The 18,090-nt window shown below is 50.0% G+C and carries 17 protein-coding genes; 10 read left to right on the top strand and 7 right to left on the bottom strand.

Features of this window, described 5'->3' with window-relative positions; genetic code table 11:
* Positions 1-18: 18 nt before the first annotated feature.
* Positions 19-1,032 (top strand): Lrp/AsnC family transcriptional regulator, encoded by a 1,014-nt coding sequence (locus tag BUC02_RS14795; RefSeq protein ID WP_073323850.1) that lies wholly within the window; start codon positions 19-21, stop codon positions 1,030-1,032.
* 7 nt (positions 1,033-1,039) lie between these two features.
* On the opposite strand, the gene BUC02_RS14790 is transcribed toward BUC02_RS14795, so the two are convergent.
* Positions 1,040-1,621, bottom strand: a complete 582-nt coding sequence (locus BUC02_RS14790) for a hypothetical protein (protein ID WP_073323848.1) — start codon at positions 1,619-1,621, stop codon at positions 1,040-1,042.
* 7 nt (positions 1,622-1,628) lie between these two features.
* Entirely contained in the window at positions 1,629-2,438 is an 810-nt protein-coding gene (locus BUC02_RS14785) for a hypothetical protein (protein WP_073323846.1), read from the bottom strand.
* 110 nt (positions 2,439-2,548) lie between these two features.
* On the opposite strand from BUC02_RS14785, the gene BUC02_RS14780 reads away from it, so the two are divergent.
* Genes BUC02_RS14780 through BUC02_RS14755 form a run of 6 tightly spaced genes read left to right on the top strand, consistent with a single transcriptional unit; the run spans position 2,549 to position 8,882 of the window.
* The gene (locus BUC02_RS14780; protein ID WP_073323844.1) at positions 2,549-3,802 is read left to right on the top strand and encodes a CotH kinase family protein; all 1,254 of its coding nucleotides are present in this window, start codon (positions 2,549-2,551) and stop codon (positions 3,800-3,802) included.
* A gap of 20 nt (positions 3,803-3,822) precedes the next feature.
* Positions 3,823-5,205: a glutamyl-tRNA reductase gene (locus BUC02_RS14775; protein WP_083564627.1), complete on the top strand. Its 1,383-nt coding sequence runs from the start codon at positions 3,823-3,825 to the stop codon at positions 5,203-5,205.
* Positions 5,198-6,151, top strand: coding sequence for a hydroxymethylbilane synthase (gene hemC / locus BUC02_RS14770; RefSeq protein WP_073323842.1), 954 nt, complete (start codon positions 5,198-5,200; stop codon positions 6,149-6,151). The genes BUC02_RS14775 and hemC overlap by 8 nt, the downstream gene beginning before the upstream one ends.
* Positions 6,152-6,165: 14 nt before the next feature.
* Positions 6,166-7,308: a tRNA guanosine(34) transglycosylase Tgt gene (gene tgt / locus BUC02_RS14765; RefSeq protein ID WP_073323840.1), complete on the top strand. Its 1,143-nt coding sequence runs from the start codon at positions 6,166-6,168 to the stop codon at positions 7,306-7,308.
* A 40-nt stretch (positions 7,309-7,348) separates the two neighbouring features.
* A complete protein-coding gene (locus BUC02_RS14760) occupies positions 7,349-8,359 on the top strand; it encodes a DUF2156 domain-containing protein (RefSeq protein WP_073323838.1) in 1,011 nt (336 codons plus the stop codon).
* A gap of 46 nt (positions 8,360-8,405) precedes the next feature.
* Positions 8,406-8,882, top strand: a complete 477-nt coding sequence (locus BUC02_RS14755; protein ID WP_073323836.1) for a hypothetical protein — start codon at positions 8,406-8,408, stop codon at positions 8,880-8,882.
* 21 nt (positions 8,883-8,903) lie between these two features.
* Here the strand turns inward: BUC02_RS14755 and BUC02_RS14750 are convergent, their stop codons facing one another.
* The 5 genes from BUC02_RS14750 to dnaK form a co-directional block, all read right to left on the bottom strand.
* Positions 8,904-9,488, bottom strand: coding sequence for a flavodoxin family protein (locus BUC02_RS14750; protein WP_073323834.1), 585 nt, complete (start codon positions 9,486-9,488; stop codon positions 8,904-8,906).
* Positions 9,489-9,596: 108 nt separating this feature from the next.
* Positions 9,597-10,493, bottom strand: a complete 897-nt coding sequence (locus BUC02_RS14745) for a nucleotidyl transferase AbiEii/AbiGii toxin family protein (RefSeq protein ID WP_073323832.1) — start codon at positions 10,491-10,493, stop codon at positions 9,597-9,599.
* Positions 10,480-11,100, bottom strand: a complete 621-nt coding sequence (locus BUC02_RS14740; protein ID WP_073323831.1) for a DUF6088 family protein — start codon at positions 11,098-11,100, stop codon at positions 10,480-10,482. Before BUC02_RS14740 ends, BUC02_RS14745 begins: the two co-directional genes overlap by 14 nt.
* Positions 11,101-11,294: 194 nt before the next feature.
* On the bottom strand, positions 11,295-12,437 hold the full coding sequence (gene dnaJ, locus BUC02_RS14735; RefSeq protein ID WP_073323829.1) for a molecular chaperone DnaJ: 1,143 nt from the start codon (positions 12,435-12,437) through the stop codon (positions 11,295-11,297).
* Between the two features lie 190 nt (positions 12,438-12,627).
* On the bottom strand, positions 12,628-14,529 hold the full coding sequence (dnaK, locus tag BUC02_RS14730) for a molecular chaperone DnaK (RefSeq protein ID WP_073323827.1): 1,902 nt from the start codon (positions 14,527-14,529) through the stop codon (positions 12,628-12,630).
* A 376-nt stretch (positions 14,530-14,905) separates the two neighbouring features.
* Here dnaK and BUC02_RS14725 point away from each other — a divergent pair, with 376 nt between their 5' ends.
* The 3 genes from BUC02_RS14725 (at position 14,906) to BUC02_RS15740 (ending at position 17,645) form a co-directional block, all read left to right on the top strand.
* On the top strand, positions 14,906-16,024 hold the full coding sequence (locus BUC02_RS14725) for an FISUMP domain-containing protein (protein WP_139261221.1): 1,119 nt from the start codon (positions 14,906-14,908) through the stop codon (positions 16,022-16,024).
* Between the two features lie 198 nt (positions 16,025-16,222).
* On the top strand, positions 16,223-17,464 hold the full coding sequence (locus tag BUC02_RS15745) for an FISUMP domain-containing protein (RefSeq protein ID WP_083564626.1): 1,242 nt from the start codon (positions 16,223-16,225) through the stop codon (positions 17,462-17,464).
* Positions 17,465-17,534: 70 nt separating this feature from the next.
* Positions 17,535-17,645 carry an LEPR-XLL domain-containing protein gene (locus tag BUC02_RS15740; RefSeq protein WP_083564625.1) on the top strand — a complete coding sequence of 37 codons (111 nt, stop codon included), beginning with the start codon at positions 17,535-17,537 and terminating at the stop codon, positions 17,643-17,645.
* Positions 17,646-18,090 lie beyond the last annotated feature (445 nt).

The raw sequence follows: 18,090 nt of genomic DNA, 5'->3' as shown, positions 1-18,090 counted from the left end.
CGCACATTTCACATTCGTATGACTGAACTTGAACAGCATCTTCTCGCTATCATCCAGGATGCCTTCCCGCTGGAAGAGCGCCCGTATCTGGTGTTGGCGGAGCAGCTTGGCTCCGACGAACAGAGCGTTTTTGCCGCGGTCGAGAATTTGCGCCAGTCGGGTATAATCCGCCGTATTGGGGGAGTTTATGATTCCAAGGCGCTCGGTTTTATTTCGCGCCTGTGTGCAGGCAAGGTGCCGTCAACCGTTTCCGGCGCTGCTGACGATTCTGCTCTAGAAAAATTTGCTGCCGTTGTTAATGTGATTCCTGCCATTACCCACAATTACGTGCGCAGCCACGAATACAACGTGTGGTTTACGGTCATGGCCCAATCCGAAGCGGAGATTCAAAAGATTGTCGATGAAGTTTGTGCGAATACGGAACTGCACGATGTCCATATCCTAAATGCGACCGAGAAGTTCAAGATTAACACGGTGATGGGGGGTGCTGGCGCACCAGCAAACAGAATTGGTGACGAAAAACGTCATTGCGAGCCGAAGGCGAAGCAATCTCCAGTCCGCATTTTATCGGATTCGGACCGCACCCGAATCCGTATCGCCTGCACCGATATTCCTCACACCCTCACCCCGTTCAAGGATTGGAACGTTTCTTGTGACGAACTACGCGAGGACTTGGCGTTAAGACGGATGCGCCGTTTCGGGGCGATTCTTAGACATCAAGAGGCTGGTTTTGCTTTTAATGCGATGGTCTGCTTTGCGGAAACAGTAGACTGTAGACAGTGGTCAGTAGACAGGAACTCGGTTAATCCTGCTGGGGCAATTCTCGCAAGCAAGCCTTACATTTCGCATTGCTACAATCGTCCTGCTTTTGAAGGTTTCCCGTACACGCTGTACGCCATGATGCATGCCCAGTCAGCCGAGGAACTGGAAAGCTATATTAAAGAGGCTGCCGAATCGATTGGCAACCCTGATTTTGCCGTTCTGAATTCCCTAAGAGAACTCAAAAAGACAAGTTTCAATTTCTTCGCTTGATTTGTAGCTAGAATTTAAATCCGATAGATCCGTAGAACATGCCTCGCTGGCCAAAGCTTAGGATGTTGATTATTACGGGGATGGTCGTTCCCATTTCAAAGCCAAGCAGTGTTAGTTGAAACATGGGAATCACTCCGTCTCCGTTGAAGGATACGCCCAAGTCCACTTCCATGAACGGGTTGAAGAATCCGGTTGAATTGAAATTCATTTTTGCCCTAGGCATAATCGTGTAAAGGGGCGTATTTTTAATCGGTTCGGCATAGTTGAATACAAGACCCGTTTCAAAAAATTCTCCGATCTTGTAACCATAATCGATGGATAGAGCGCCCAGGGTTCCAAAGGGGTCATCTCCGTCGAACATGCTGACGATTACAGAACCAAGCATTCCATAAAAGTCCGAAAGGGTAAGAATGCCGTAGCCGACGCTTATGGTGTGGCGTTTAAAAGGCGTCCCATCTTTGTTTACGAGGGTTGTTGTGTCAGCCGTCGATTCCTTGCTGGGAAGTTCAGTGTTGTTTTCCGTTTCATGGGCGAACGTGGTGGCCGCGAAAAACAGAATCAGGATGAGTGATATGATTTTAGTTTTCATCAGTTCCCTATTGAATTTTTGCTTTGATTCCGATTCGGTGGCCTGTTTCAAAGCCGTATAGCGTTCCTTCGTGAATTTCGTAGTTCAGCCCGAATCCAATAGGAATACTAACAATTTTAAAGTAACGCATGGCCTCGAATTTCATTTTCATGCCGCGATACGTGTCTTTCATGCCGCGATAGGGCTTGTCGAGGTTCCTGTTTTCGGATTCTTCGATTCTGGCCTGATACAAGAAGGTTTCGCTGAGTTCCCAGCCTGTGTTTAAAGAATCGTTCCAGCCGGGTTTCCACACAAGGGAGGCCTTGAACCCGATTTCGTCGCCAGGCTTGTATTTTTTGTCTTCGAGGAAGGTGTTGTAGCGAATCGCGGTGCCAACGGTTAGATTTTTGGAAATCTGCAGCAAGCTAAATGGCTCTATGTTCAGGCGGTGGAAGCGGTTCTTTTGTGAACCTTCGCCGGGCGGGAATTGCCAACCGAGATTCAAGCCCAAATAGGGGAGAATCATGCCTTTTGCTCCAATGTATGTCTCGTTAAAGCCGTTCACGTGCAGGTTGCAGTAATTGTGAATGTAGCCTTCGGTGGAATACTCGTAGCTGTAACTCAAAAAGCGGAATGCGCCGTCAACATAAAGGCTTAGGCGCGGGTGCACAGCATATTCAGCCGAGACTTCCATATCGCCGCTGTAAATATCGTCGTCTAATTCGACCGTCCCTTGAACACCAAAGATCGTTGCAGGAGTAGCAATCGGATGCAGGCTCTCCGTAGCAAAGCATGCTACGGCGGTAAACAACAGAACGCACCCGAAGACTTTATTCATGTCAGGAAATATAATTTTTTTTGTGAAATATATTCCTTAAACAGATTTCGCGTCAGTGAAATCCCATGAGTGAAACTTTTAAAAGAATTATATTTCAGCTGATGCGTTTAATGGCCCGCAAAATAAATTCGTTCAAACTGTTTGCTGCAATCCTTTGCTGCATATCTTTGTCCGCATGTTATTGGGCCGAAACCGAAAGCAATCCAGATAGTCTTCCTATAGACGATTCCATGTATCCTTATGCCGGACTCCCGAGAATCGTAATTGAAACCGAAGACTTTGCAGGTGTTCGGGACCGTGAAACCGAAATTCCTTCACACTTGCAGATTTACGGCGAAAAAGCCCCCGAAAGCGAAGTCTACGAACTGACCGTGCGCGGCCGCGGCAATTCCAGTTTTAAAATGCCCAAGTATGGCCTGAAGCTGGAATTCAAAGACAAAGTAAAACTCTTTGGAATGCCCAAGAATCGTGATTGGGCACTGATTGCTAATTATGGCGACAAGACCCATTTGCGCAACTACATGATGACACGCCTTTCGGAATGGCTCGGTGCCAAGTATACGCCTAGAATGCAATTTGTCGAGCTTTATCTCAACCGCAAATATATGGGACTTTATCTGCTTTCGGAATCAATCAAAGTAGCAAAAAATCGCGTAAATATCGAAGAAAACGATACAACATTCCTGGTCGAAAAAGAAGATTCCAAAAAGTTTGATCCGCCCTACGTTCAGAGCGATAATGGTTATTATTACCACATCAAATCTCCGAAAAATCCGTCGCCCGAAACAGAAGAACTTTTGTTGGACCATATAAAGGCCTTCGAAAATTTTGCGATGCGCCCGTATAGGTACAACAGCAATGAAATCGTGCAATGGATTGATCTCGACGACTACCTTCTTTTTTATTGGGTGCATGAATATTCGAAAAACGAAGACGGCAACTTTGCTCGCAGCGTACACTTCACTTGGAAAAAAGGTGAACCGATTCACTTTGGCCCTTTGTGGGATTTTGACTTGGCATTTGGAAATGCCTCCCGTGAACAGAACAAGGCGCCCGAAGAATGGTACATTCGCAGGTACCGCCTGAATTACTACATCCTCCAGAATTCCCTAGTCGATAGCGCTGCCGTTGTTTATTGGAAAGAACACCGTGAAACGTTCAAGGCTCTGATTGACAGCGTTCCGTTGTATCGTTCCATTATCGATAAAGCTATTGTAAACGAATACCGCCGCTGGCCTGTCATGAAAAATACCGAAAACTGGGCGCTCAAGGATCCTTATGATTCCTATGACGAGGCGGTTGAGACCATGATCGAATGGATGAAACAACGTTACCAGTGGATTGAAAAAGAAATCGGCTATTGAGTTTTTTCTAAATTTAGTCCATGCGTAAAATCTACATGGCAGGCATGAGCCACAAGGTGGCCGAAATCGCAGTCCGCGAAAAGTTCTACATCCCGATGGATGTCAAGACCAATGCATTGAGTAATTCTCCTTTTGATGAACTTTTGATTCTTGCGACCTGCAACCGCACCGAAGTTTACGTGGCCTCTGACCGCGACCTATCCGATGCCGAACTTGTTCAGTACGTTTGCAAACTGGCGGGGCAGAGCTACGACGATTTTGCGAAATTCTTTTATTTTAAGTCGGGCGACGAGGTGGCGCACCACGTGATGAACGTGTGTGCGGGTCTTGATTCGGTGGCAATGGGTGAAGACCAAATCTTGCACCAGATTGGCCGCGCCTACGAAACGGCGCACCAGTTGCATGCAACGGGCAATACCCTGAACAAACTCTTTCAGAGTGCCATTCACACCACCAAGCGCATCAAGACCGAAACCAACTTGAGCAAGCTCAGCTGCAATATTCCGTTCCTGGCCATGAAACAGGTGCAGCACACTTTCGACGACTTGGAAAATCGAACGGTGTACATTGTGGGCCTCGGTGAAATGGGCTCCTTGATGCTCAAGTACGTGCAAGAAAATACGACCAAGATTTTTGCAAGCAGCAAGACTTTTGCAAATGCCGAAAAGTATGCGGACGTACTGACACCGGTGCGCTTTGAAGACCGCTACCAGGTGATTGGCAAGTGCGACGTGGTGATTCTTTGTAGTGCTTGCCAAGAACCGATTATCACGAAAGAGGAATATGCGAAGGCAATTGGGGACGTATTGACTCCTGAAGGAAATAACGCACCCAAGGGCGTGCTTGATGTCGTATTCGAACGCCATTGCAGCAAGGTGGCGGAACATCCGGGCGTGATCGCTAAAGCCAAGCGTCTAGTGATTGACTTGGGAAGCCCGCGCAATGCAGAATCTAACATTGGTGAACTTGCTGGCGTGCAATACGTTTGTGTCGATGACCTTGAAAAGGTCGTGTCTGAAAATCGCCGCCTGCGCATGATCGAGCTTGAAGCTGCCCAGAAAATTCTGAAAGAAGGCATCGAGGAATTCTTGCAGTGGATGCGTATGGACGAAGTCTCGAAGCAGATTAGCGTGCATGCCGAAAGAATGTTGAAGTCGGCGAACGAAGAATCCGAAAAATTGCTGCGCTCGATGCCGGATTTGCCCGAAGAAGACCGCCACCGCGTGCAAATGATGTACGAACGTTTTGCCAAAAAGATGGCGAATGATTTCTTGTACAAGGTCAAGGCCGAAAATTCGCCCGAAGATGTTCGTGTATTTCTTAATTGTTTGGACCAGACCCAATCATGTCATTCCGCACTTGATGCGGAATCTCCATTGAAGAAGGAGACTTTCTGTGGCTGATTTCAAACTCCGTGTCGCGACACGCAAGAGTGCCCTTGCCATGGCGCAGACGACATTGGTCGCCGAGGCGATTGCAGCGGCAAACCCTGGCCTGACTTATGAACTCGTTTCGATGACGACCGAAGGCGACCGCCGACTCGACAAGTCCTTGGCGAGCTTCGGCGGCAAGGGCGTATTCATCAAGGAACTTGAAGTGGCGCTCCTTGAAGGCCGCGCAGACATTGCGGTGCATAGCCTCAAGGACATGCCTGCCGAAGTATTGCCCGAATTTAAGCTTGCAGCGGTTCTTAAACGTGAAGACCCGCGCGATGCCTTTATTGCACGCGGGGGAGCCGCCGGAATCAAGTTTATGGATTTGCCCGCAGGGGCCCGCGTCGGCACCGGCAGCATTCGCCGTGTGGTGCAATTGAAGGCGCTTCGCCCGGATTTGGAATACGTGCCGATTCGCGGAAACATCCAGACTCGCCTAGGCAAGCTTGCGGAGCTTGACGCCGTTGTGCTCGCTGCCGCCGGCCTCAAGCGCATGGGCCTTGCCGACCAAGTGACAGAATACTTCAGCACCGAGCAAATGCTCCCGGCATCGGGCCAAGGCATCCTCGCCATCGAAACACTTTCTCAGCTGCGTCATTGCGAGGGCAATAGCCCGAAGCAATCCATAGACGCAATTCTTGCGCATGTCAATGACGCCGAATCGTATGCCATCGCCGTCGCCGAAATGGCCTTTTTGAAGGCTCTGAATGCCGGCTGCCAGTTCCCGGTCGCAAGCTTCGCCGAATTTAGCGATGCGACCACCCTCGCGCTTCGTGGCATTTACTGGGATGAACCAAGCAAACGCCTGCTCCGCGCCGAAATATCGCAACTTGTGGACGCCTGCGCCGCCGACTCTGTTGCACAGGCCCGCGCCGCCGGCATCGCCCTTGCACAAAAAATCCGCGAACAACTTTAATTTCGGATTGTCCCGTGGAAAACCGCAACCCTTTCGAACTTCTGGCAAAATCAACGCGCAGCAAAGCCCGCCGCGGACGAATCCGCACGGCCCACGGCACAATCGAAACGCCGATTTTTATGCCGGTAGGCACTCTTGCGAGCGTGAAGGGGCTTTCGTCGCGGGACCTGCGTGAAATGCAGGCGCAAATCATTCTCGCGAATACGTACCACCTGTATCTGCGCCCGGGTACCAAGCTGATTGCGGAAGCGGGCGGCGTGCAGAAGTTCATGGGCTGGAACGGCCCCATGCTTACAGACAGCGGCGGATTCCAGGTGTGGAGCCTCAAGGATTTTCGCCACATTACTGAAGACGGCGTGGAATTCAAGAGCCTGCTCGACGGCAGCCGCCACAAGTTCACGCCAGAATCCGTGATGCAGGCCCAGCGCGAAATCGGCGCCGACATCATCATGGCTTTTGACGAATGTACGCCTTACCCGAGCACCGTCGAAGAGGCCTCGCACTCGCTGGACCTGACGCTCAAATGGACTCGCAGGGCAATGGATTGGCTCGCCGAAAACCCGCCACTCCACGGCTACCCGCAATTCTTTTTCGGAATCGTGCAGGGCGGCATGCACAAGGAACTCCGCAAAAAGTCCATCGAGGCACTCAAGGAACTCGCTCCCGACGGCTACGCGATGGGCGGCCTCTCCGTAGGCGAACCTGTAGAAACTATGTACGAGATTGCGGATTTTTGCACAAACTACTTGCCTGCGGACCGCGCCCGCTACGTGATGGGGGTGGGTACGCCCTGGAATCTGCTTTCGCTTATTGCCCGCGGGGTCGACATGTTCGACTGCATTTTGCCCGCGAAAAACGCCCAGGACGGCCTCGTGTACACCAGCAGGGGTGTGCTGCGCTACAAGAATGCCAAGTTCGCGCACCAGCACGATGCGCCGCTGGACCCGGAATGCGACTGCTACTGCTGCCGCAACTTCAGCCGCTCCTACCTGCGCCACCTATTCAAAGCCAAGGAACTCCTCGGCTGGACGCTTTCGACTATTCACAACCTGCATTTTTACCTTCACCTGATGCAGCAGGCCCGCGACCATATCGAGGCGGGCGATTTCGAAGTCTGGTCCGCAGAAATTATCCCGCAACTCCAGCAGGAAGCTTAAATCCACACCTTAAGCCGTAAAAAATTGTATTTTCTAGAAAATGATAAACTTTAAGACCCCAGAACTTTCTGATCGGGCTTCGGCGACAAAGGCCGTAGCCGATTCGGGCTATACTGGCAGTGACGCAAGCTTCGCGAACATTTTCCTGCTACGGCAAAAGTACGGCACGCAGATTGCGTTGCAAGACGGGTTCCTCTTCCGCTATTACAACGGGCAGGGGAGTCGAAGGGGCTATGCGTTCCCGCTGGGGGAGGGCGATGTGTCGGCGGCGCTCGCACGTATTGTCGATGATGCCCGCGAATCGGACCGCCCGCTGGAATTCTGCCTGGTGGATGAGCCGCGGGCACAGATTTTGCGGGAATATTTTAAGACAGCTGGGTCGAACGGCGCAAAATCCGCCCTCCATTTCGAAGAAAACCGCGGCGACAGCGACTACATCTATTCTGCCGAAAGCCTTGCCACCTTGGCCGGAAACCAGTACCGCAAAAAGCGCAACCATATCTCGCGATTTAACAGGACTTATTCGGACTACGAAATTCGCCCGCTTACACCTTCGAACTTTGCGGATGCGCTTGCGGTCGAAAAAAGCTGGCTCAACATCGAAACCTTGGGCGAATCCAGCGATACCGATTGCGAATGCACCTGCGAATGTCGCGAAGCCGCCTGGGCGGAACGCTCCGAAGATGAAAAATCTAGGCTCTCGGAATACTGCGCTATCCGCGAGGCACTCGAAAACTTTGATGCTCTCGGCATGAAAGGGGCGGTGCTCTATATTGGCGGAGTTCCCGCTGGCATGACGATGGCTTCAGAAATTTTGCCCGGCGTCTGGGACACGCATTTTGAAAAGGTTATCGATGAATACGCCGTGAATGGCGGATATGCGATTATAAACAAACTATTTGCCGAAAAACTCTGGGCTACGGGAGCTCATTTGATCAACCGCGAAGAGGACATCAACATCGAAGGACTCCGCAAAGCAAAACTCTCGTACTACCCGCAAACTATATTAGACAAGACCCATGTCATCATTCTGGATGGGCAAGGTTGGTGAGCCTGCCGAACCAAATCCCGATAGAATCCATAACATTTAAAGAAAAATGCTCTCTCAAATTCTCTCTAAATCCAGTTGTGCCGCCTGCAAGTTCTGCTGCTCCTTCCGCAGGCAGAGCCTCTGGGAAACGCCGCTGTTCCCGCTCAAAGTAGTCGAGAAACTGAGCCAGCCCAATGAATACGGCGTGGTGGGGGAGTTCCGCGACGGTCAAATTATCCTTGGCGGCTACAAAACTGGTGATCCCGAAGAAGAAGTTCCCTGCACATTCCTGGACCCGCACAAAGGCTGCGTTTTAAAGCCCGAAGACAAACCCTTCGACTGCTCCATCTGGCCGCTCCGCATCATGAATAAAGACGGCGAACTCGTCATCGCGCTCACGCCTACATGCCCAAGCATCGGCGCAGTTCCAAGTCAGGCACTCGTCAATCTCGTAGAAAACGGCCTCGGCGATAAAATTTTTGAATACGCCAAGACGCATCCGGAAATCATCAAGGAATACCGCGAAGGATTCCCGATAATTTAATCCGATTGCGTTTTCGCGCCTTTAATGCGAACCAAGTGACAAGGCAATCTTCTTGCATTTGGCAATTTCTTTGGGCGTAAGGCCATTTCGCTTATGGGTTCCGCCTTTTTGAATCACACCTGCAATCTTGAATCCGCTCCAGCAGAGGCTTTCCTTGAGGGCGCGAACGGTACCCGCCGACTGCTTGAAAATGAGGTTGAATGGCCATTGCGTAGTGCATGTCGTCACAATGACAGCCTTCTTTCCTTTTAACAGTGGAATCGGGTAATCGCGTTCGCTATGGTCCATCATTCCATAAACCCAGCGGTCAAAAAGCATTTTGAGTTGCCCCGTCATGTTGCCCCAATAGCAAGGCGAACCGACCACAAGGGCGTCACATTCTTGCACCAGGCGCAAAATCCGCTTCGCATCGTCTTCCGGCATCACGCAATCGTGAGCGCTACGGCATTTCATGCAGCCGATACACGGGCGAAAATCTAGTTTGCAGACATCAATGATGTTGACTTCGATGCCATTTTCAAACAGCTCGTTGCCTATGATATTCAGCATTTGGCTGATGTTTCCGTCTTTGCGCGGACTCGCGTTCAAAATGACAACCTTTTTCATTGTGTCTCCATCCAAAAGAAACGTTCTTCTATAAAACTTTCCCCTGTTAAACACCCCAGAATCTAGAAAATGTCACTTTTAAAAGAATTCTCGGACGAAATCCGATTCTTACACAAAAACACCCAGGTCGATGATTTTCTGCAAGGAGGCTACGGTGTCCTTGTATCTAGTGTTGTCGAAAATAAAGAATCGCGTCACCCCTTCGTAATCCTGCTTGAAAAAGTTCTTTTTGCAGATTTCTTTCAAAAGCCGATTGATATTTATCTCTGGTTTTGCCGAAGGGCAGATGCCTAATGAACGGCGAATTTCGCGAACTTTCTCAAGAAGTTCTTTGAATTGCTCGTCGAATTTAACTAGCGGAAGTATCTTGTGAATATCGTAAATGTGTCGCGATAGACGGCGGGACTTTTGGGTTAGATAATAGTCGCAGATAGCGAATATCTTGTCAATTAAAGTTCGCTCCAAAGCCTGAACGTTCATCATGAACGGTTCCAGTCCGTAATCGCGCAATGAAATATCTTTTGCGTAATCTGCGATGTAGTTCCCTATTGGCATCGCTTTGAACGGAAACACTGCCGTGACAAGGCTTGTTTCAACCTTGACAGCGGGGACGATATGTGCGTTGGATTTGCAGAGCGGCTTATATTCAAATATGTAGTTGTTTATGTCGCGGTCGCTTTGCGTTTTGTCAAAATTAGTAATGACAAGGCCCAATTTAACGGCGATAGGGGCGATTATGTTGTATTTGAGTTTCTTTCGCCTCGCCGCCCCGATATGCTCCGAAAAAGAAATGTCGATATCTTCCGAGAAACGGTTAATGACCTTCAATGCCTTGGAAAGCGAAGTGCCGCCCTTGAAAACGGCCTTGTCCGACGATGCCGCAATCTCTTTAAGGATAAGGGAAACGTAGTAGTCCTTTTCGACTAGATCTGCTTGGATTCCGGATACTTTGCTTACAGTTTCCAAAACATTTAAGAACGTTTCTCTGTTTTCATGCAAGTACATCGTAAAGCCTCAAGTCGTAGATATACTTGTATGTTTTTAGTGGGAAGTTTTCGATGTATTTATCTACGTCGGCGCGGAGAATCTTGTTGCGCAGGATATGCCTGCGGATAATGTCGGGCGCTTCTTCCTCGCAGCAGTAGTCCGTATATTCTTCAACATCCTTAAGTAAATCCAGAAGCTGAAGGACATTGCGGTTTTCCTTGGTGACGGCGACCTTGGCCCGACGGATGTAAAATGGAATTTTTCCGACCTTCACTTCGCGCGCGATGGCTGTGGTGTTGTTCGTGACGATTTCTTCTTTATACGGCACCTGCAGACACAAACCCAACTGGTTTGCGAAAGTGTAACCCGAATAATAGCCGTAAATTTCGTCGCCATCGGTGATGTACTTGTACTCGGCGACCATGTTCGAGGATATGGGGTAATATTCGTGGTTGGGGTCCGGCAAAAAATAGACCCCCGGTTCAAACCGCGAAAGTTCGCCCGCATCGACCAGTTTCTTGAATTGCTGTCGCAGATTACCAGCCGAAAGCCCGAGCGGTTCGGCGTCCTCGGTGAAAATCGGTTTTCCCGGCCCGAATTTTGATTTCAAGAATTCCAAAAGCATTTTGCACCCTAATTAACACTTTTTAATATATATAATAAAAAAGTGTTTGTCAATGGACAAAAAAACACCCCCGACACGTCAATGCCGGGGGGAGGGATCCTTCGACTTCGCCCTATGGGCTTCGCTCAGGATGACACGTCAGAGACCCATCTTTCGTCTTTCGTCTATAGCGAACAGAGTGAGCGTTCTTTCGTCTACTTGAACAGATTCTTCATCTTCTCGAGGAAGCTTTCTTCCTGGGCGGTTTCCTTGTCGTGCCTGAGTTCCGCGAGTTTCTGGTAGAGTTCCTTCTCCTCGCGGCTAAGGTCCTTCGGGATTTCCACGCCGATGTTCACGTAGAGGCTTCCACGGTCGCCGCGCTTGTTCAGCGGATACAGGCCCTGTTCGCGCAGGCGCAAGATGCTCCCGGCCTGAGTGCCGGCTGCAATCTTGATCTGCACTTCGCTACCGTCCAGCGTCGGGATTCGCTGCGTTCCGCCAAGCACCAGCTTGTGGACAGGCACCTTGATTTCGCAGTGCAAATCGTCGCCTTCGCGGGTGTAGAAGTCGTCGGGCTTTTCGGCAATCACCGCCAGCAAGTCGCCGCAGGCACCGCCGCGAGGCCCGCAGTTGCCTTCGCCACGCAGGTTCAGGTACTGGCCCTCGGCAACGCCCGCCGGAATCTTGATGGAAATCTCTTCGGTTTCCTGCACACGGCCCTCGCCGTGGCAATGCGGGCACGGTTTCGCGATGACTTCGCCCATACCGTTACAGGTGGGGCAAGCGCTTTCGGTAATCATCTGGAAGAATCCGCCTGTAGAGCGGCGCACACGGCCCGTTCCATGGCAGGTGTCGCAGGTCTTGATGTCCTGGCCGCCCTTGCCGTTACATTCCGTACACGGCGTGTAGCGTTTCAGGCGAACCTTCTTGGTGCAACCCTCGAAGATTTCCTTGTAGCTGAGCGCCACCTTAATCTGCAAATCGTTTCCGCGCGGAGGCCCTGCCTTGCGACCGCCTCGACGGCTGCCGCCAAAGCCACTGAATCCGCCACCGAAAATATCGCCAAAGTTCGCGAAAATATCCTCGAAACTGAATCCCTGGCCGCCGAATCCGCCGCCACCAAAACCGCCACCGGGGGCGTTGAAGCCGAACTGGTCATACTGCTTACGCTTCTCGGGGTTGCTGAGCACATCGTAGGCCTCGGCAGCCTCCTTGAACTTCTCTTCGGCTTCCTTGTCGCCCGGGTTCTTGTCCGGGTGGTACTTGATGGCAAGCTTCTTGTAGGCGTGCTTGATCTCGTCAGCACTCGCGTCCTTGCCGACGCCTAGAACTTCGTAATAATCTCTTTTTTCAGCCATAATATGCCTTCGGCATTAGTAGACAGTAGGAAGTAGACAGTAAACAGTGATTCCTATTACCTTTATTTACGCAAAAAGGATTGCCCCTAAAAAAGGAATCAATCCTGCCTTGTTAAATAGTAGTCTGTAGAAGCAGGAAGGTCAATTTCAAATTTTTCCTTCCTACTTCCTACTTCCTACTTCTAACTAGTTAGTCAACCACTTCCGCGTCGACGACTTCCGGGCCATCGCCCTTCTTGTCGTTCTTCGGCTGTTCAGAAGCGCCCGGCTGCGGACCCGGCTGGGCCTGGTTTGCACCGGCGGCCTGGGCCATGGAGCTGATCATGCCCTGGAGCTTGTCCATAGCGGCCTTGATCTCTTCCTTGGTGCCGTTGTCCTTCTTGGCCTTGATGTCGTCGATGGCTGCCTGCAGCTGGCTCTTGGTGTCGGCCGGGAGCTTGTCGCCAAATTCCTTCAGCTGACCTTCGGCCTGGTAAGCCATCTGTTCGGCCTGGTTCCTGATGTCCACCAGTTCGCGCTGTTCCTTGTCCTTGGCAGCGTTGGCTTCGGCATCCTTCACCATCTTGTTGATTTCGTCTTCAGACAAGCCGCTGGAAGAAGTAATCTTGATGGACTGTTCCTTGCCGGTCTCCTTGTCCTTGGCAGACACGTGCACAATGCCGTTCGCGTCGATATCGAAGGTCACTTCGATCTGCGGCACGCCACGCGGCTTCTTCGGAAGGTCGGTCAAGTCGAACTTGCCGAGCGTACGGTTGTCGCGGGCAAATTCGCGTTCGCCCTGCAGCACGTGAATCGTCACGGCCGGCTGGTTGTCTTCGGCGGTAGAGAACACCTGGCTCTTCTTGGTCGGAATCGTGGTGTTACGGTCGATGAGCTTGGTCATCACGCCACCGAGAGTCTCGATACCCAAGGAAAGCGGGGTCACGTCGAGGAGCAACACGTCCTTCACGGAGGAGTCGCCGCTAAGCACGGCACCCTGGACGGCGGCACCGATAGCCACCACTTCGTCCGGGTTCACAGTCTTGTTCGGTTCCTTGCCGAAGAACTTCTTCACGGCTTCCTGCACGGCCGGGATACGGGTAGAACCACCGACCAGGATCACCTCGTCGATTTCGCTCAGGGAGAGGCCAGAGTCGGCGATAGCCTTGCGGCAGGGTTCCATGGTGCGTTCCACCAGGTGGGCGGTCAGCTGGTCAAACTTTGCACGGCTGAGCGTGAGGTCCAAGTGTTTCGGGCCCGAAGCGTCGGCAGTGATGAAGGGGAGGTTGATGTTCGTAGAAGTCGTGGCAGAAAGGTCGATCTTCGCCTTTTCAGCGGCGTCCTTCAAACGCTGCAAGGCCATCTTGTCCTTCTTCAGGTCGATGCCCGGATTGTCCTTCTTGAATTCGTCGTTGATCCAGTCGATGATGACTTCGTCGAAGTTGTCACCGCCGAGCATCGTATCGCCGTTGGTGGCCTTCACGCTGAACATGCCGTCGTCGATTTCCAGGATAGAAATATCGAACGTACCGCCACCGAGGTCATACACGGCGACCTTTTCGCTCTTCTTGGAGTCAAGACCGTAGGCAAGGGCGGCTGCAGTCGGTTCGTTCACGATACGCAGCACTTCGAGGCCAGCAATCTTGCCGGCATCCTTCGTGGCCTGACGCTGGGAGTCGTTAAAGTAGGCGGGGACCGTAATCACGGCCTGCGTCACCGGCTGGCCCAGATAGTCCTCGGCAATCTTCTTCATGGTCTGGAGAACCATGGCCGAAATCTCGGGAGGAGCGAACTGCTTGTCGTCCACCTGCACGCGGACCGGGTCAGAACCCGAGCCCACCAGCTTGTAGGGCATGTTCTTTTCGGCAGCGGAGCATTCGCCAGCCGTACGGCCCATGAAACGCTTGATGGAGTAAATGGTCTTTTCGGGGTTGGTGATGGCCTGACGCTTTGCCACGTGGCCCACCAGACGTTCGCCGTTCTTGCCGAAAGCGACAATGGACGGGGTGGTGCGGAAACCTTCCGCGTTAGCGATGACGACCGGCTTGCCGCCTTCCATCACGGACACGCAGCTGTTGGTCGTTCCCAAGTCAATACCGATAATCTTGCTCATAATGAGTCTCCTATTTTTAAATTCTTGCCGCCCGCGAATCAATCTGAACGGGGCGATTTTTTACGCCCATACATAAGCAAAACCCGTGCCAAATGCTAATAACAGGTAAAAAACGGCCATTTTGTTTCGTTCTGAAACAAGAAAAGCCCTTGGAAAGGGGTAAAAAGAGCCTTTTTCATAATGAAACACTTTATATAGAGGCGGGGGGAGGCTTCCCCCTGGTTCGCACTCCGTTGCTCTCCACCCCCTCGCCTAGGTGGCTCCGCCCCCTAACACCCCCGATGGAGCCACACTGATTGGGAATCACTAACGTGATTCCTGTTTTAATAATTTAAATTTGCTATGTCTGAATTAATGAGGTTACCGGAGGTCTTCTGTGAAGATTTTTGCAAACGCTTTGGCCCTGTCCATTCTCCTAGCCCTGCTCGCAGCATGTGGCGATGAATCTAGTAGCTCCGCTCCCGATCCAATCGGTGAAATCTCGTCGAGTAGCAATGAGGAGCTTGGTTCCAGCTCTTCAGTGGCGGAAAAGAATTCTTCTAGCTCTGTGAAGCCTGATTCGAATGGTTCGCAGAAGAGTTCTAGTTCTGTGAATTATAAGAATAGCAGTTCTTTTGAGGATGAGTCTAGTTCTTCTGAAGGTTGCCCATTTAATGGACGAAATGAGGATGGCAGTGCAAATTTAACAGTAAACTGCTGCAATGGCGATACCGCTATAGTCATGAGTGGAAAATATACTCAATACTATACGTGTAGAGAAGACTTTTGGCTTAGAGACTCCATTGGGGGCCAAGACACCATAAAGCCCTATGTGTCGCACCCCAATATGGAAAAACAGTTTGCATCAAATATTGATTATGAAACATTTGTCGATGAACGCGATGGTCAGGAATATAAGATTGTTACAATTACAATTGATAATGGTCTTGCCAAGACCCGTACATTCTTTGCAGAAAACCTGAATTTGGGAAAGCAAATTATGGCAAATGCGACTGAGTTCAGTGACTCGGTGGTGGAAAAGGTCTGCTACAACGATGATGAGTGGTATTGCGACAATGGTTTTGGAGGTCTCTATACGTGGAGCGAGGCCATGAACATCCCTAAAAAGTATGATACAGTTGCCGTTGAAAAACTTGATACGACGTATTTTGACAATGGCGAATACATTAATCGATACATTCAGGGAATATGTCCGAAGGGTTGGCATATCATGACGGAAGATGAATGGCGCCTTATTGGAGGGGGTGGCAGAGTTAATTCCAGGGCTGTATGGGGTGGGTATGACCTTTACGGTTTCTCGCTTCTTCCGGCAGGGTATTCGTTAAAAGGAAAATTTTATGGGTATGAAACATTTGCGTATGTATGGCAGCCGAGTTTGATTCCGAAGTACGATGATTGCGGTAAAGCATCTGTGATAAGTAAAGATGGTATTGAGTGGGATTCTGGGTCGGAACGGTATAATTATTTATCGGTTCGCTGTACGAAGGACTACTAGTCCGATAGTCTAGTCTTATAAGAAAGTTTAATTTAAAATCAGCACCCATTAGGATGGGGCTTAGGAGAACTATGTCTAATTTCAAAAAGAACAACAAAAAATCTGCTAACAAGAACCGTAAGAACTACAAAATTGAGCCTCTCGAACCGAGGCTCTTGATGTGCACTGTTGTGGTATTAGAATAAAAAGGAAGTTAGAATGAAAACAAGAAGCCTTTACTTTTGCGTAGTCTTGATGACCGTTATGGCGATTGTTGCCTGTGATGACAGTTCCAGCGGAGCCGGACCGGAACCCGTAGCGGAAGTTTCAAGCAGTAGTGGTGACCTAGACAATGCAATCTCCTCGAGTTCCGTTACGGACAAAGGAACATCTTCCGGTGGCAGTTCGAAGTCTTCTAGCTCTGTGAAGCCCGATTCGAATGGCTCGCAGAAGAGTTCTTCTAGTGATAAGAAAAATAATTCTAGTAGTTCGGAAGGTGGAGATTATTCCTCGTCTGGTACAAATGATAATCGTTCGAGTTCCAGTGGCTATGTGTTGCGCGACTCACTTTGCTCGAGTGATTATGAGGGCTGGACTCAGTATATCCCTCAGTTGCAACAAGAGTTTATCTGTGAAAATGGCCGCTGGATTCCGATGTCCTCTAGTTCTGTAACGCCTTCTTCTAGTAGCAAGTATTACGACATGAGCCGGCTTTTTGTAAGCGAGAATGACTACAGCTACGGGGAATTTACGGACCCCCGTGACGGCCAGGTGTACAAGACGATTCGCTATGAGGTGGGATATAAAATGATAGACTCCTTAACGTTTTTTGCCCAGAACCTGAATTATGGCAAGATGATTCAAAGTGGAACCCAGATGACTGATTCTACCAAGTTCTGCTACGATGATGACCCCTGGTATTGCGAGAATGGCTTCGGTGGCCTTTATACCTGGTCCACGGTGATGAACTTTCCTGCGGCTTGTGACAGTTTTGCCATAGGTAGCGCCAAATGTCCGGTAGAGTACGATTTAATGAGTAATCCTTTCCCCGAGTATCAAGACAGGCTCAGTTTTGTTATGCATCAGGGTATATGTCCTGATGGTTGGCACGTGATGAACCAAGAAGAATGGGCCATGGTGTTGATTGGTAGCGGCTCCAGAGACGGAGCAAGTTACTTGGGGGCTGTCTTGTGGGGAAGTGGTAACCAGCGTGGATTCTCCCTTTTGCCTGCGGGAATACTTGAAACGCAGAGGGCGACTTCTTCAAATGAAAAAAATGTGTATACTGATATAAAAAAATATGCTCTTCATTGGATTCCTGGAGAATATAGTGGAAGTGGTATTGCTGATCCTAGTGCATCTTATGGTAAATGTGTTACCATAGCGAGTGATCGTATGGATCGAACTGCTGGTATAAAAAAGGTCTACGGTCTTTCTGTTCGTTGTGTACAGGATTACTAATCCTTAATTAATCATCAAAAAGTTTAACAAAAAAAACAGGGCTTTGGGGAAAAGCCCATTGGGAGTTATTATGTCAAAGAAGAACAAGAGTAATAAGAAAAAGTCCACTCGTGGCAAATATAAAATTGAGGCTTTAGAACCGCGTTTGATGATGGATGCTAACAACACCTTGATTCACTAGTAATTTAATCACCAAAATTTTAACAATAAAATTAGGGCGCGAGGGGCATGCCCTAAGGAGAACCTATGTCTAAAAACAAGAAATCTATGAAAATTTCCAAGAAGTGCGTTAACAACTACAAAATGGACGCTTAAAGGCGTCTACGGCTGCGTTCGGTCATGCCCAAACGCAAGCGTTTTGACGTCTACGACGTCCGTAGCTGCGGCTCGAAAATGCAAAAAACAAGTTTTTGCGCTCTCTCGCCTTGCATCCTTTTGTCGCGACACTCTCTTGCACGTTACTGAATCTCTCGATAAACTCGATTGTTTTGTTAAATGAACATGGTAAAACAGGTCGGGATACGCTGCACCTGTTCGTTGTGGCCCAGGTCCTTGGTGTATATCAGGTAGCGGTCTTGTATCCGTTCGCTGAATTTTTTACAGAATGCGTCGAGCGAAGCGTGTGT

The organism is Fibrobacter sp. UWOV1 (assembly GCF_900142495.1).
Taxonomy (GTDB): domain Bacteria; phylum Fibrobacterota; class Fibrobacteria; order Fibrobacterales; family Fibrobacteraceae; genus Fibrobacter.
Note: the sequence above shows the minus strand (reverse complement) of the source record. Positions and strands in the feature narration are given on the sequence as shown.

Bases quoted from the DNA above. Each gene is read 5' to 3' on its own strand.
- BUC02_RS14795 (WP_073323850.1), top strand. From the start codon at position 19: ATGACTGAACTTGAACAGCATCTTCTCGCTATCATCCAGGATGCCTTC.
- BUC02_RS14790 (WP_073323848.1), bottom strand. From the start codon at position 1,621: ATGAAAACTAAAATCATATCACTCATCCTGATTCTGTTTTTCGCGGCC.
- BUC02_RS14775 (WP_083564627.1), top strand. From the start codon at position 3,823: ATGCGTAAAATCTACATGGCAGGCATGAGCCACAAGGTGGCCGAAATC.
- BUC02_RS15745 (WP_083564626.1), top strand. From the start codon at position 16,223: ATGAAAACAAGAAGCCTTTACTTTTGCGTAGTCTTGATGACCGTTATG.
- BUC02_RS14780 (WP_073323844.1), top strand. From the start codon at position 2,549: ATGGCCCGCAAAATAAATTCGTTCAAACTGTTTGCTGCAATCCTTTGC.
- dnaJ (WP_073323829.1), bottom strand. From the start codon at position 12,437: ATGGCTGAAAAAAGAGATTATTACGAAGTTCTAGGCGTCGGCAAGGAC.
- BUC02_RS14785 (WP_073323846.1), bottom strand. From the start codon at position 2,438: ATGAATAAAGTCTTCGGGTGCGTTCTGTTGTTTACCGCCGTAGCATGC.
- BUC02_RS14750 (WP_073323834.1), bottom strand. From the start codon at position 9,488: ATGAAAAAGGTTGTCATTTTGAACGCGAGTCCGCGCAAAGACGGAAAC.
- BUC02_RS14740 (WP_073323831.1), bottom strand. From the start codon at position 11,100: ATGCTTTTGGAATTCTTGAAATCAAAATTCGGGCCGGGAAAACCGATT.
- dnaK (WP_073323827.1), bottom strand. From the start codon at position 14,529: ATGAGCAAGATTATCGGTATTGACTTGGGAACGACCAACAGCTGCGTG.
- BUC02_RS14760 (WP_073323838.1), top strand. From the start codon at position 7,349: ATGATAAACTTTAAGACCCCAGAACTTTCTGATCGGGCTTCGGCGACA.
- BUC02_RS14755 (WP_073323836.1), top strand. From the start codon at position 8,406: ATGCTCTCTCAAATTCTCTCTAAATCCAGTTGTGCCGCCTGCAAGTTC.
- BUC02_RS15740 (WP_083564625.1), top strand. From the start codon at position 17,535: ATGTCAAAGAAGAACAAGAGTAATAAGAAAAAGTCCACTCGTGGCAAA.
- BUC02_RS14745 (WP_073323832.1), bottom strand. From the start codon at position 10,493: ATGTACTTGCATGAAAACAGAGAAACGTTCTTAAATGTTTTGGAAACT.